The 13,996-nt window shown below is 69.5% G+C and carries 11 protein-coding genes; 9 read left to right on the top strand and 2 right to left on the bottom strand.

The window, feature by feature from the left end:
* Positions 1 to 135 precede the first annotated feature (135 nt).
* Together C1I93_RS21140 and C1I93_RS21135 are read left to right on the top strand one after the other, a co-directional pair.
* On the top strand, positions 136 to 762 hold the full coding sequence (locus C1I93_RS21140) for a hypothetical protein (RefSeq protein WP_249412221.1): 627 nt from the start codon (positions 136 to 138) through the stop codon (positions 760 to 762).
* Complete coding sequence (locus tag C1I93_RS21135) at positions 755 to 1,714, top strand: TRM11 family SAM-dependent methyltransferase (protein ID WP_111245040.1); 960 nt, start codon at positions 755 to 757, stop codon at positions 1,712 to 1,714. Before C1I93_RS21140 ends, C1I93_RS21135 begins: the two co-directional genes overlap by 8 nt.
* On the opposite strand, the gene C1I93_RS21130 is transcribed toward C1I93_RS21135, so the two are convergent.
* Positions 1,630 to 2,382 carry an NADAR family protein gene (locus C1I93_RS21130; RefSeq protein WP_111245039.1) on the bottom strand — a complete coding sequence of 251 codons (753 nt, stop codon included), beginning with the start codon at positions 2,380 to 2,382 and terminating at the stop codon, positions 1,630 to 1,632. The two genes, C1I93_RS21135 and C1I93_RS21130, sit on opposite strands and share 85 nt — an antisense overlap.
* On the opposite strand from C1I93_RS21130, the gene C1I93_RS21125 reads away from it, so the two are divergent.
* The 6 genes from C1I93_RS21125 (at position 2,323) to asnB (ending at position 11,658) form a co-directional block, all read left to right on the top strand.
* Positions 2,323 to 4,218 (top strand): AMP-binding protein, encoded by a 1,896-nt coding sequence (locus C1I93_RS21125; protein ID WP_111245038.1) that lies wholly within the window; start codon positions 2,323 to 2,325, stop codon positions 4,216 to 4,218. The two genes, C1I93_RS21130 and C1I93_RS21125, sit on opposite strands and share 60 nt — an antisense overlap.
* A complete protein-coding gene (locus C1I93_RS21120; RefSeq protein ID WP_111245037.1) occupies positions 4,215 to 5,303 on the top strand; it encodes a Gfo/Idh/MocA family oxidoreductase in 1,089 nt (362 codons plus the stop codon). The genes C1I93_RS21125 and C1I93_RS21120 overlap by 4 nt, the downstream gene beginning before the upstream one ends.
* Positions 5,304 to 5,458: 155 nt before the next feature.
* Entirely contained in the window at positions 5,459 to 7,261 is a 1,803-nt protein-coding gene (locus C1I93_RS21115; RefSeq protein WP_212808352.1) for an ABC transporter ATP-binding protein, read from the top strand.
* The gene (locus C1I93_RS21110) at positions 7,258 to 8,973 is read left to right on the top strand and encodes an ABC transporter ATP-binding protein (RefSeq protein ID WP_111245035.1); all 1,716 of its coding nucleotides are present in this window, start codon (positions 7,258 to 7,260) and stop codon (positions 8,971 to 8,973) included. Before C1I93_RS21115 ends, C1I93_RS21110 begins: the two co-directional genes overlap by 4 nt.
* A gap of 8 nt (positions 8,974 to 8,981) precedes the next feature.
* Positions 8,982 to 9,770 (top strand): thioesterase II family protein, encoded by a 789-nt coding sequence (locus tag C1I93_RS21105; RefSeq protein WP_181445262.1) that lies wholly within the window; start codon positions 8,982 to 8,984, stop codon positions 9,768 to 9,770.
* Positions 9,771 to 9,816: 46 nt separating this feature from the next.
* Entirely contained in the window at positions 9,817 to 11,658 is a 1,842-nt protein-coding gene (gene asnB, locus C1I93_RS21100; protein ID WP_111245033.1) for an asparagine synthase (glutamine-hydrolyzing), read from the top strand.
* A 350-nt stretch (positions 11,659 to 12,008) separates the two neighbouring features.
* On the opposite strand, the gene C1I93_RS21095 is transcribed toward asnB, so the two are convergent.
* Positions 12,009 to 12,680, bottom strand: coding sequence for a TetR/AcrR family transcriptional regulator (locus C1I93_RS21095; RefSeq protein WP_111245032.1), 672 nt, complete (start codon positions 12,678 to 12,680; stop codon positions 12,009 to 12,011).
* Between the two features lie 556 nt (positions 12,681 to 13,236).
* Here C1I93_RS21095 and C1I93_RS21090 point away from each other — a divergent pair.
* Positions 13,237 to 13,902 carry a TetR/AcrR family transcriptional regulator gene (locus C1I93_RS21090; protein ID WP_111245031.1) on the top strand — a complete coding sequence of 222 codons (666 nt, stop codon included), beginning with the start codon at positions 13,237 to 13,239 and terminating at the stop codon, positions 13,900 to 13,902.
* Positions 13,903 to 13,996 lie beyond the last annotated feature (94 nt).

Raw genomic sequence — 13,996 nt, 5'->3', positions numbered from 1 at the left:
AGTGAACCAGGTCAACCGCGTCACGCTGAAACTCTTCCGTGTACTTCGATGGACGCCCCAACGGGGACACCCCTTCCTCTGGACCAACATCCAGTCTCAGGGTGTCCACATCTCAGGGGGAAGGCCACTGTCACCGTGGCTCTGGGAAGTGTCAGTACGCCCGCCGGTCCGGGGGCCACCGTGCCGATGACCGACAAGAAGACGCGCCGCGCACCGGTTCCTGTGGGGGATGTGGTGTCCGGCGATCCGCCGGTGCCGATCACCGTCTGGCCGGTGCCTGCCCCCGCCGGGGGCGAGACCATGTCCAACGCGATGGGCGTGCGGCTGGTCCACAACCTCACTCACCCGTCCGACCTGATCATCGACCTGGCGGTGGGGCCGCAGTTGGCTCGCGCGGTCATCGCCGCCCACCGCCGTAGCCACCTTCACCCGCACCGGCACCTGGGCTGGGGTCGGGAGCCGGCGGCGTTGATCGTCACCGGCTGGCCGCCCGGCGACACGACTGCGACTGGCGAGTTCTTCGTCCGCTGCCGGGCCAGCCTCCAGCCTGGAGGGTGCGTGGCGGTGCTGCTGCCGCACGGCGAGGTGACTGTGCCGGTCGACGTGGTCATCGCCGCCAGACGCGCTGGGTTGGCGTACTTGCAGCACATCGTGGCGGCCGACCGGCCGCCGCGACCTGGCCGGCGTACGCAGCTGGACATCCACACCGACGTGCTGATTCTGACCCGCAGCGCGACAGCCACCGGCGGTGCCGGTGGCTGAGAGTCTTCCAGTCACCTCGGTGTGGTTGACCTGCCAGCAGCCGGCCCGGGACCAACGGCGAGGCAGGTACGTGCCGGCAACGTCCAGCCATCCGGGCAAGATGCTGCCGCACCTGGCCGCACATGCGATCAGCTCCTACACCGCGCCAGGGGATCTGGTGTTCGACCCGATGTGCGGCTCGGGCACCACCCTGGTCGAGGGCATGCATCTGGGCCGGCACGCGATCGGGATCGACATCGAGTCCCGGTTCACCGCGCTGGCCGCCGCCAACATCGCCCTCGCCCGGTCGCAGGGCGCGGTCGGCGCCGCGCAGGTGCTCACCGGCGACGCCACCAGGCTGCTGGACCTGGTGCCGACGTCCGTGGTGGGCAGGGTGGCGCTCGTGCTCACCTCACCGCCGTACGGGCGCGGGACGCACGGCCTGGTGCGGATGACAGGCACCGGGGTACGCAAGCGGAATCACCTGTACGGGGATCGGGAGTCCGGCAATCTCGCCTACGGCGGTTGGTCCCGGTTGCTCGACGGGTTCGCGACGATCCTGGCCGCCAGCTGTCGGTTGCTGCGCCCAGGCGGGACGGTGGTGATCACCTGTCGGCCGGTGCGCCGTCAACGCGACGACCTGATCGACCTGCCCGGCGAGTTGCTTGCCGTGGCCCGGTCGGTGGGGCTGATCCCGGTGCAGCGATGCGCGGCGTTGCTCGCGGCTGTCCGGGACGGCAAGGTCGTGCATCGCGCGTCGATGTTCGGGCTGATGGCGGTACGCAGGTCTCGGTCCGAGGGGCTGCCTGTGCACCTGATCGCGCACGAGGATGTGTTGGTCCTGAGACGAGGCCAGAATTCCGCGAGTTCCCGCGAACCCAAGTGCGCTCACGGGGAACTGGAGGCCTCGGGCGCTCCATCTTCGCATGTCGGCACTCGTGTTCCGGGCGACGCCGAGGAGCCGGTGCCGTGAATCGTCAGAAGGGGAATCCCGGTTTCAGCGGCGGCGAGTTCGGAGCGGATTACTTCCAGCAGCCGGCCGATCCAGTTGTTGCCCTGCTTGCCGTCGGCGGACCAGTAGGCGGAGTCGAAGTCGACGTAGACGATCCGGGCGTCGCCGCTGGCGCTCAGGGTCTGCGCGATCTGGGTGTGCTGGGTGTATTTGGCGCGCAGCAGGGCCGTCATGACCGCCAGGCGGACCGCGGCCCAGTCGGTGCGGCGAGGTGCCAGTTCGGCGATTTTACCGACGTCGTATCCGCGTGCCGCTGCGGTGATCTGGTCGTGCCAGTCGGAGTCGGGAGTCGACAGTGCCCAGTATGCGTGCGTGACGCTGGGGTAGCTGGTGGCACCGATTGTGATGGCTGCCGGATAGTCGTTCTGCAGCATCTCGACGCCGGGTGGTTCCGGCCATCCACCTGGGTAGACCGTTTTCGGGATGGTCAGCGGGGGCTGCTGAGGCTGTTCGGGGCCATCGGCTGGGGTCCGAGCCTGCTGTTTCTCGATCGCGTTCTCGCGCTCGCGGAAGTACCCGATCGCCTCGGTCCGCTTCTGCTCGGTGACAACAGGACCGTCCGGCCAGCCATGCAGTCGTTCGCCGATGTCGGTGATCAGGATGCGCAGTGGAGCGTCTTTGCGGTCCATGTCGCCGAGGGCCTGTTCGGGCCGACCGCCCTCGGCGCCGTCCTGGTGCTGCCCGACCCGGCGCGCCGCGGAGATCCGTCGCACTGGGCGGCGATGGTGGCCGCGCACGATGTGACGCTGTGGAACTCGGTCCCCGCCCAGCTACAGATGCTGATGCACTACCTGGACATCGAACGCGCCGACCTGTCCAGCCTGCGACTGGCGCTGCTGTCGGGGGACTGGGTTCCGCTGTCGCTGCCCGGCCACGCCGGACGACACGTACCCGGTGCCGAACTGATCAGCCTGGGCGGTGCGACGGAGGCGGCGATCTGGTCGAACTTCCACCGCATCCGCACCGTCGAACCGCACTGGCGCAGCATCCCGTACGGGCGACCGCTGGCGAACCAGCGTTTCCATGTGCTCGACTCCGCGCTGCGCGACCGGCCCGACCTGGTCCCCGGTGAGCTGTTCATCGCGGGCACGGGGCTGGCCGACGGTTACCTCAACGACCCCGACCGCACCGCCGAGCGGTTCATCCACCACCCGGAGACCGGGGAGCGGCTGTACCGCACCGGCGACCTTGGCCGCTACCTGCCCGACGGCGAGATCGAGTTTCTCGGCCGCGCTGACCAGCAGGTCAAGATCCGCGGCCACCGGATCGAGCTCGGTGAGATCGAGGCGGTGCTGGGCGAGCACCCCGCGGTCGGCACCTGCGTGGTGCTGGCCGCGGGCAGCGACGCGCTCCAGCGGGCACTCGTCGCCTTCGTGGTACCCCACCGCCCGCCCGGCACCGCCGACTCCGCTGAGCTCATCGCCTGGGTGGCCGACCGGCTGCCGGCACACATGGTCCCCGCGCGGCTGCGCGTCGTCGAGACGTTGCCGCTGACCGGCAACGGGAAGGTCGACCGCAAGCGACTGCTGGAGTCGGCGCCGGCAGCGAACGCGCCGGCCGGCGGCCCGGCGGAACCACCGCGGCCCGGTGCCGAGCAGCGGATCGCCGAGCTCTGGGGTGAGGTGCTCGGCAGCCGGCCGCTGGATCGGGAGCTGGTGTTCTTCGACGCGGGCGGCAACTCGCTGCTGGCCGCCCGGTTCGTCGGACGGGTCCGCGAACACCTGCCCGAGGCCGCTCACGTCCCCTTCGACGTACTGCTGCGCGCCCTGCTCGACGCGCCGACGGTCGCCGGCCTGACCCAGCGGCTGGCGACCGCCGCCGCGCCGGAGCAGCCGCCGGTGGTGGCCGGGACGCCCGAGCGGTCGGCGCTGCTCCCGCTCGGCGGGTCGGGTGCCGGACCGGTGCAACTCGTCGTGCACGACGGCACCGGCACCCTCGCCGCGCTGCGGGCGCTGACCACCGAACTCGCCGCGAGCGGACCGGTGTTCGGGCTCGCCGTGCCCGGCGTCGACCGGCTGGAGCTGGACCCGGCCATCCTGGTCGAGGAGTTGGCCGTCGGCTACGCAGCGGAGGTGCGGGCCGCCGGGTTCACCGACGTCTCGATCGTCGGTTACTGCCTCGGTGCCCCGGTCGCGCTGGAACTGGCGCGGGCGCTGGGCGAGGCGGGTGCGGCCGTACGGCTGGTGGTCGTGTCCGGCCATCAGGCCACGCACCGGCTCGACGGCGGTTGCCCGAGCATCCGTGATGCGGTGGCACGCTACGAGCCGCAGCCGTACGCCGGAGACCTGACCTTCCTCCGGCCACTGGAGTCCGACGACGGACTTCCGGAACGCGACTCGGCCCGGTTCTGGCACGACGTCTGCCTGGGCGACGTGACGGTCGTCGACGTCCCGGGCGATCACGTCAGTTGCCTTCAGCCGCCGCACGTGGCGCGGGTGGCTGCTGCCTCGGTGGACCGCCGATGAGCCGAGCCCTGCCCAGCCGGATGCGCGTCGTCGTGTGCGGCACGCGCTTCGGCCAGGTCTACCTGTCGGCCATCGCCCGCGCGCCAGAGCTGTTCGAACTCGCTGGCATCGTGGCCCGGGGCAGTGCCCGGTCGGTGGCACTCGCCGAGGAGTACAACGTCCCGCTGTACTCCTCGGTCGCCGAGCTTCCCGACGACGTCGACGCCGCGTGTGTCGTGGTCTCCACCGCAGTCGGCGGCGGACCGGGCGTCGAGCTCGCCAAGGCCCTGCTCGACCGCGGGATCCATGTGTTGCAGGAACATCCGGTACATCCAGCCGAGCTGGCGGACTGCCTGCGAACGGCACGCCGGGCCGAGGTCCAGTACCTGGTGAACACGTTCTATCCGCATGTCGAGCCGGTTCAGCGGTTCACCTCGGCCGCCCGCCGGCTGGTCGGCTCGCGCAAGCCGGTGTTCGTGGACGCGGTGTGCGCGGTGCAGGTCTGCTTCGACCTGCTCGACATCCTGGCCGAGGTCTTCGACGGACTGCGGCCGTGGTCGTTCTTCGCCGTCGGCGAGCGGGCCGGCCGGCCGCTGACGAGTGTGGACGGCCAGATTGCCGGCGTACCGCTGACGCTGCGGGTGGAGAACCGGATGCAGGCGGGGGACGACAGCACGAGCCTGCTGCTGCACCGGATCACCATCGGCACCGACGCGGGCAACCTGATGCTGGCCAACACCCACGGTCCGGTGCTGTGGAATCCGGTGCTGCGTACGCCGTCGGACCCGACGGGGCTGTTTCTCACCGGCACGTCGGCCGTCGACACCCGGTGGTCGGACGTCCTCGGCCCCACCGGTGACCACATCGGGGACACGGACACACCCTCCTGGGCGACGGTCGTACGCGACCTGTGGGGGGACGCGGTGGTCACCGCCCTGGGCGATCTACGCGAACGCGTCGACGCGGACGCCGACCCGTTGCGGCGCGGCCAGCGCCACCTGGCCGTCGCCAACGCCTGGAAGGAGTTGACCGAGGCGCTCGGCTATCCCGAGGTGGCCGATCCGCAACCGGGCGCACCGCTGACGGCCGCCGATCTGGTGCGGTGAAAGGACTTTCGCGCATGGCGGACGTACGACACAGTCGACCGCGACCGGTGCTAGCCCGCCGGGGACCGCCAGGGTACAGTAATAGCGTACGCGTACGAAAAAGGGATGGGAGAGCCATGGGCGCCATCCACTCCACCGTGGCAGGAGAGCAATTCATGCCGTCATCGGAAGCCACTACGACCGAGCCGCAGTCGGTTAGCACAGGCCCGCTGTTGCGGCCACACGTGCCGACCTTCGCGGTGGTCGTGATCCTGCAGGTCATCGGTGCCATCGCAGGGTTGGCACCGCTGCTCGCGGTCGTCGAGTTGGGTCGCACCCTGCTGACACCTGGACCGATCGACCGGGATCATGTCTGGACCGTCGTCATCCTGGGCGCGGTCGGCCTGTTCGTCCGGCTGGTGTTCACCGCCGCGTCCTCGGGGCTCGGCCACATCCTGGACGGCAAGGTGCAGCTCTCGATGCGCCGCGAACTCGCCGCCGGCCTCGGCCGCGTACCCATCGGCTGGTTCTCCCGCCGTCGCAGTGGCGAGCTGGCGAAGGTGGTCGGCGAGGATGTCAGCGCCCTGCACCCGTTCGTCGCCCATGCTCCGGGCGAACTCGTCTCCGCGTTCGTCGTGCCCCTGGTGTCGCTGATCTACCTGCTGACCATCGACTGGCGGCTCACGCTGATCACGCTGATCCCGGTGGTGCTGGCCATCGCGCACGTCCCGCTGCTGATGACCCCGGCGCGCACCCGGGCACAGGAGGACTACGACGCCGCGATGGGCCGGATCGCCAGCTCGGTCGTCGAGTTCGTGCAGGGCATCTCGGTGGTCAAGGCGTTCGGTGGCTCGCAGCGTGCGCACCGCAAGTTCCTCACCGCCGCCGACGACTTCGTCGACATCTTCACCCGATGGGTACGCGGTGTCTCCGCGGTCGCCGCCGGGATGCAGACGGCCCTGTCTCCGCCCTTCGTGCTGGCGGTGGTGCTGATAGGTGGCACGGCGCTGATCACGTCCGGCGGCATGGCCCCGGCCGACCTGCTGCCCTTCCTGCTTCTCGGGCTCGGCCTGACTGCCCCGGTCGCCGCTCTTGGCCACGGCTTCGACGACATGCAGGCCGCCGGTCGTGCGCTCGGCCGCATCCGCGAGGTCCTCGGGACTGCGGCGCTGTCGGAGCCGGCCCAGCCCGTCGCCCCGCAGAACAACCGGGTCGAACTGCGCGACGTCCGGTTCGGCTACAACGACGACAACGAGGTGTTGCGCGGGATCGACCTGACCCTCGAACCGGGTACGGTCACCGCGCTCGTCGGGCCGTCCGGCAGCGGCAAGTCCACGTTGGTCCAACTTCTGCCGCGGTTCTTCGACCCTACCGGGGGTTCGGTCCGCCTCGGCGGCGTCGACCTGCGCGAGATCGGCAGCAAGGAGCTCTACCTCCGGGTCTCCTTCGTCTTCCAGGACGTCCGCCTGCTACGTGCGTCCGTCGCGGACAACATCGCGCTGGCGGTCCCCCACGCCGACCTCGACGACGTGGTACGCGCCGCCCAGCTGGCGCACATCCATGACCGCATCCTCGAACTGCCCCGCGGCTACGAGACCGTGATCGGCGAGGAGGTCAAGCTCTCCGGCGGCGAGGCCCAACGCATCGCGATCGCGCGCGCCCTGGCGGCCGACACTCCCATCCTGGTGCTCGACGAGGCGACCGCCTTCGCCGACCCGCAGACCGACCGGGCAGTGCGCCAGGCCCTGGCGACGCTGCACGACCGGACCGTCCTGATCATCGCCCACCGCCTGGAGACCATCGCTGACGCCGACACCGTCGTGATGCTCCGCGACGGCGAGGTCATCGAGCGCGGCAGGCCGACCGACCTGCTCGCCCGCGACGGGGAGTTCGCCGCGTTCTGGCGGATCCAGCAGTCGGCGATCGCCGACGACAGCAAGACCCGAGGTGGCGTACTGCAAGGAGACCAGCCCCGATGATCAGAATGTTGCTACGCGTGCTCGGCCACGAGTACGCCAAGCCGATGCGCCTCACTGTCGCCCTGATGACTGTCACCGCCGTGTTCGAGGGGCTGCTCTACGCGCTGCTGGTGCCCGTGCTCCGGGCGCTGTTCGGCGAAGACCCGTCGGATGCGTGGCCCTGGCTGATCGCGTTCGCGGCCGGCGTCGTGGTCTACGCCGTGCTGCGCTACTCCAGCGACCTGTCCGGCATGCGCGTCGGCACCACGATGCTGCGGGGCATGTACCACCGCCTCGGCGAGCACCTGGCCCGGCTGCCCATCGGCTGGTACAACTCCGGCCGGGTGGGCGAGGTGTCCGTGATGGCCAGCCGTGGCCTTCTCGCGGCGATGGGCGTGTCGGCGCACCTGCTGGCGCCGTTCATCGCCGCCTGCGTGACCCCGCTGACGATCATCGCCGTGATGACGGTTTCCAACTGGCAACTGGGACTGGCCGCGCTCGTCGCCGCGCCGATCGTGGTGATCATTAAGATCTGGACCGCGCGGTCGATGGCGGTCAACGACGCCGACAACGCCAGGCGTAGCAACGAGTCCAGCGCCCGGGTCATCGAGTTCCTTCAGGCGCAGCCGGTGCTGCGGGCGGGCGGCCGTAGCCGCGAGCGGTTCTCCCTGCTCGACGACGCGCTACAGGACGTCGAGCGGTCCTCGCGCCGGCAGACCCTGTCGGTGCTGCCCGGCGCGGTGGGCATGACACTCATCGTGCAGGCGATCTTCACTGCGGTGCTGGTCCTGGGGACCTACCTCGCGCTCGGCGGTGATATCGGCGTCGCGGAATTCCTGACCATCCTGGTGCTCGCCGCCCGCAGCGCGGAACCGTTGCTGTCGCTGTCGGACATCAGCGGCAAGCTCCGCAGCGCACGTGCCGAGCTGGAGCGGCTCGACAAGGTGCTGCGTACCGAGCCGCTTCCCGAGGCCGCCGAGCCGATCCTGCCGAAGCGTTTCGACCTGGAGTTCGACTCGGTCGGCTTCCGCCATGGCGATCACGTGGTCTTCGACGGGCTGTCGCTGTCGGTGCCGCAGGGCCAACGGCTGGCCGTCGTCGGGCCGTCCGGTGCAGGAAAGACCACCCTGCTGCAGTTGGTCGCCCGGTTCTATGACGTGGGCGCGGGCGCGGTCCGAGTGGGCGGGGTCGACGTGCGCGACGTCGATCCCGAGGTGCTGATGGCACAGAGCGCCATCGTCTTCCAGGACGTCTACCTCTTCGACGGCACCATCGAGGAGAACGTGCGGCTCGGTCGGCCCGACGCCGACGAGGCCGAGGTCCGTGCGGCGGCCACCGCCGCACGGCTGGACGAGGTCGTCGAGCGGCTGCCGGGCGGATGGGACGCGAACGTCGGCGAGGGTGGCGCGCTGCTCTCCGGCGGCGAGCGCCAGCGGGTCTCGATCGCCCGGGCACTGCTGAAGAACGCGTCGATAGTGCTGCTCGACGAGGTGACCTCGGCACTGGACCCGGTGAACGAGACAGCGGTCCACGAAGGCATCGAACGCCTGATGGCGGGCCGGACGGTGGTGATGGTCGCGCACCGGATGCGGACCGTCCAGCGCGCCGACCGGGTCGTCTTCGTCAGCGACGGACGGATCGTCGAGGAGGGAACCCACGATGAGTTGCTGCGCCGTGGTGGCCGCTACGCCGAGTTCTGGAACATGTCCATGGCACCCGTCGCGAGCGAGTGAGTCGCGGCATGCCGACTGACGGCTTCGCTCCGGGTGCGCTCCGCAGGCCGGCTCCCCGGCCCTACGCCCAGGCACGGGTGGTGCTGTTCCCACACGGCGGTGGCAGCGCGAGCTACTACCGGTCGTGGACCGCGGCGGCACCCTGGGACGTCGAGTTTCTGGCCGTCCAGTACCCCGGCCGCGAGGACCGCTTCGGCGAACCGGTGCCCGGGGACATGCGCGGGCTGGTCGACGTCGTAGGAACCGACCTGCTGGCGGACGAGACGCGGACCACGACCATCCTGTTCGGACACAGCATGGGTGCCGTGGTCGCCTACGAGATCGCCCGCCGCCTCACTGCGGCGGGCGAGCCGCCGGCGGCGCTGGTGGTGTCAGGGCATCCCGCGCCGCATCTGACCCGGCCCGGGCAGGTGCACCTCAGCAGCGACGACGAGCTGGTCGAGGAACTGCGCCGCACCGAGGCCACGCATCTGGACATCCTCGACGACCCGGCACTCGTCCAGGCGTTTTTGCCCGTCATCCGATCCGACTACCGCCTCAGCGAGACCTACCGGCCGTTGCCCGGGGTGCGGCTGCGGGCACCGGTCACCGTGCTGTACGGCGACCGCGACCCGGAGGTCACGGCGAGCGAGGCCCAGGGCTGGCACGAAGCTACCGACGGTGAGTGCGACACCCGGGCCTTCCCGGGCGGCCACTTCTACCTGGACGAGCACCGCGACGCGGTGGTCGGGCTGCTTACGGCACGCGCCCGCTCAGTGCTCACCACCTCGGCGGTCCCATGGCCGTCCACCCCCTGACCAGACCGACCAGCAGACGCGCGAACACGAGAGAGACGGGGATGTCATGTGCGGTATCACCGGGTGGGTGTCGTTCGACGCTGATCTGACGCGCCAGGGTCACGCGCTCGACGCGATGACCCAGACGATGGCCTGCCGAGGGCCGGATGGACACGGCACGTTCGTCCGAACGCACGCCGCGTTGGGGCACCGCCGCCTGGCGATCATCGACCTGCCCGGCGGCGGGCAGCCGATGACCGTGAGCACACCGGCGGGCGACGTGGCCCTGGTCTACTCCGGTGAGGTCTACAACTTCCAGGAACTGCGCGAGCGGCTGACGGCACTCGGGCACACCTTCCGAACCAGCAGCGACACGGAGGTCGTGCTCCACGGCTACCTGCAGTGGGCCGAGAGCGTCGTGGACCACATCGAGGGCATGTACGCGTTTGCGATCTGGGACGAGCGCGACCAGAAGCTCGTCCTCGTACGCGACCGGATGGGCATCAAGCCGCTCTTCTACTATCCGACGCCGGACGGCGTCCTGTTCGGTTCCGAACCCAAGGCGATCCTGGCCAACCCGCTGGCCCCCAAGGTGGTCAACACCGATGGGCTGCGGGAGCTGTTTGCCCAGACCAAGGCACCTGGCTGGGCGCTGTGGCACGGCATGCACGAGGTGCTGCCTGGAACGCTGGTCACCGTCGACCGCGGCGGGGTCAAGCAGCGCGTGTACTGGCGCCTGCGCGCGGTCGAGCACACCGACAGCCACGACGACACCGTGGCCTGCGTCCGTGACCTGCTCACCGATGTGATCGACCGCCAGCTGATCTCCGACGTGCCGCAGGGCGTGCTGCTCTCCGGCGGCCTGGACTCCAGCGCGATCACCGGCATCGCCGCGCAGCGCTTCGGCATACGCGGCGAGCAGGTGCGCACCTTCTCCGTGGACTTCGTCGGCCAGGAGGACAACTTCGTCGCCGACGAGATGCGCGACACTCCCGACTCGCCCTTCATCCGTGACGTCGTGTCCCACGTCGGGTCCGTGCACCGGGACGTGATGCTCGACCCGGCCGCCCTGTCCGACCCTGCGGTACGGCGCGCGGCCGTGGCCGCCCGCGACATACCCAACGGCTTCGGTGACCTCGACCTGTCACTTTATCTGCTGTTCAAGGCGATCCGGGAACACTCCACAGTCGCCCTGTCCGGCGAGTCGGCCGACGAGGTGTTCGCCGGCTACCCCTGGTTCCACTTCGAGGCGGCGCTGAACGCCGGCACGTTCCCGTGGATGACGGTCATCCCGCCGCTGACCCTGCCCGGGCGCACCGCCCACATCGAACCCGGCCTGCGTGCGCGGCTCGACGTCGGCGCGTACACCGCCGACCAGTACACGAGCGCACTCACCGAGGTCGAGCACCTGGACGGGGAGTCCGCATCCGACCGGCGCATGCGGATCGCCTGCCACCTGCACCTGACCCGGTTCGTCCGCGCCCTGCTAGATCGTAAGGACAGACTGTCGATGGCGGTCGGCCTCGAGGTGCGGGTGCCGTTCTGCGACCACCGTCTTGTCGAGTACGTGTACAACACGCCGTGGTCGATGAAGGTGTCCGACGGTCGCGAGAAGAGCCTGCTGCGCCAGGCCACCGCGCACGTGCTGCCGCGGTCGGTGGTGGAGCGGGTCAAGAGCCCGTACCCGTCGACGCAGAACCCCGCGTACGCCGGAATGTTGCAGCAGCAGGTCAAGGAGCTGATCGCCGAGCCGGACGCGCAGGTTTTCGCCCTGATCGACCGGAACTGGGCCCAGCAGGCTGTGGCGCACGATCCGGCCGGGATGCCGGTCGCGATGCGGGGCGGCCTGGAACGGGTGCTCGACCTGCACACCTGGCTGGACCTGCATTCACCTCAGCTTCGCCTCTGAGAGGTGCCGGGCTCCGTCCGGCGACCCGAAGGCGTTTACCCCCCAACGCCTCAGGTTTGTCGGCAGGATGCCCCACCGAGACGGAAGGCCCGAGCTGGCGGGGGACCCGTGACCCCTGCCGCTCGGGCCTTCCGCCGTGCATGAGTGCCGTCTCCGGCGGGGTCACGCAGGCTCTCGGCCGCCGCGGATCGGCGGGTAGGTACGGAAACCTTGCCGAACGCCGCATCAACCGGCTCAGACAAAGGGCGGGGGCCCGGCACGCGAACCGACAACTCGCTGTGCACTACCAGGCGGCACTCACCCTTGCCGGCATCCTGCCATGGACCAATCCATGATCCGCGAGACGCTCCCTAGGCCGGGCGACGCGCGGGCATCAGGCCGTTGACGATCGCCGTCAGGCCCTGCCGGTGGGTTTGCCGGGTGTTGAGTTCGGCCCAGCGGCCGGCGACCTCCACCAGCCGCGGGTGGGTGTCCGGCGTCAACCGGGCGACGACCTCGTCCTGGTGGACCGTGCCGGTGCGGGTACGCCGGCGGGTACTGGTCACGCGGATGATCAGGTTTCCGACGATGTAGAACCAGATGGTGCGGTAGATGAAGACCGCTTCTTCGACGGTGTTGCCGTGGGCTACGGCGGCTTCAATCATCACCTCCACGATCCAGAGGGCAGAGGGAGCGATGAGGTCGTCGCCGGTCAGCACCTCGACGATCCACGGGCGTTCAGCGAGCAGGTCGTACAGCAGAATCGAAGCCGCGACGAGGCGTTCACGGTTATCCGCGGGAAACTCCGGCCGGGGCATGATCCGGGCCTGCGACTCCAGTACGTGCACAAGCAATTCGTCTTTGTCGCGCACGTGATGGTAAATTGCCATCGGCGTGCTGCTCAACTCGTTGGCCAGGCGCCGCATCGACAGTTTCTCGAGGCCCTCGGCCTGCAGGATCCGAGCTGCCGCGGTGATGATCGCATCCAGGGACAGCCGTGGTGGTCGGCCGACGCCCCGTGTGTGGGGTACCGCTTCGCGCATCTCTCCATCCTCTAAGATGCCATCGCTCGATGGTGTGGCGGGTGGGGCCGAGCGCTGGTGATACTTCGAACTCGAAGACGATCGTGAGCGGGCACACTACCTCATCGATGAGGCGTAATCCGGCATGGACCGGTGCGGGGAAAGCTGCTTTCCGCGCCCGGGGCCTGGGCCTGTCGTTCACGCGGTGGAATCCGTCGCGACCAGCCACGATCACTTGTACCGGCCGTGCACTCCGAGTGCGGCACCGATCCCGGTCACCGGCGTGCCCACGATCATGAGCGTCCCAGCCTGAACCTGGTGGCCAAGGGGCAGCCCGGACCGAGGGCCCGGTGGACGACTGACGGTTGGCTTGTAGATCGACTCTTGGTCACGGCACTCCAGTCCCCTGTCTGTCGTAGTGGTGGCCGTCCATCGACTTTCGGAACGCGTTCAGAAATTATCATTGTCTACGGTCTGTTGTCGAGCACACGATCTTTATTGATCCGTTTTACGAAAGGGGCATGATGGGGTGGTGTCCGGAGTCAATGCACCGCGCGTCAAAGCAGGTAGGCCACCGATGACGTCCCGGGGCGAGATCTTGGTCGCCGCGCGCAGGCTCATCGATCGCGACGGCTGGGAGCGACTTAGCATCCGAAAGCTGGCCGCCGAGATCGGCGTTGGTGCGACGACCCTCTACCACCACGTGCAGGACAAAGAGGACCTCCTGCTCCTCCTGATCCACGAGTACGGGGAGCAGATCGCCTCCCCCGAAATGCCCGTCGACCCGCGAGAACGCATCATCACGGCCGCCATCGTCATCCACGACGCCTGCGCGGCCTGGCCATGGGCCGCCGAGGTCCTCACCACCGACGGCTTCGTCGCCCGGCTGGGCACCTCGGCCCTGAGCCTGGTCGAAGCAGTCGTGGCCGGCGCCATCGACTACGGGTGTACCCCGGACCAGGCCGTCCACGTCTTCCGCAGCATCTGGTACTACACGGTCGGCGAGATCCTCGTCCGGTCACATTCCGCCCGCCGCCGCGAGGACGCCCGGCCCGTCTACCAGGACGCGTTGTTCGCCAAACTCGACCCGGCCGACCTGCCGCAGCTGGCTGCCATCGCCGGCCGATGGGCGACGCTGACCTCGCAGGACACCTACATCGAGGGGCTGCGCGGTCTGGTCGACGGGTTGCTCGCCCGGATGCGCTCAGCGGGGCGTGTGGATCTAACGGTGTTTCCGGCCTGACCTGCCGGGCGTTGTGCCTGGTGAGGAGGGTGCCGTGATGACCGCGACACTGAACGAGCAGTCCGGACGGAAGAAGCGGCCTGAGGCGTCGGCG

It is taken from the genome of Micromonospora endophytica (genome assembly GCF_003236305.1).
Classification (GTDB): Bacteria; Actinomycetota; Actinomycetes; order Mycobacteriales; family Micromonosporaceae; genus Micromonospora; species Micromonospora endophytica.
This window is presented reverse-complemented; position numbering and strand designations above follow the sequence as displayed.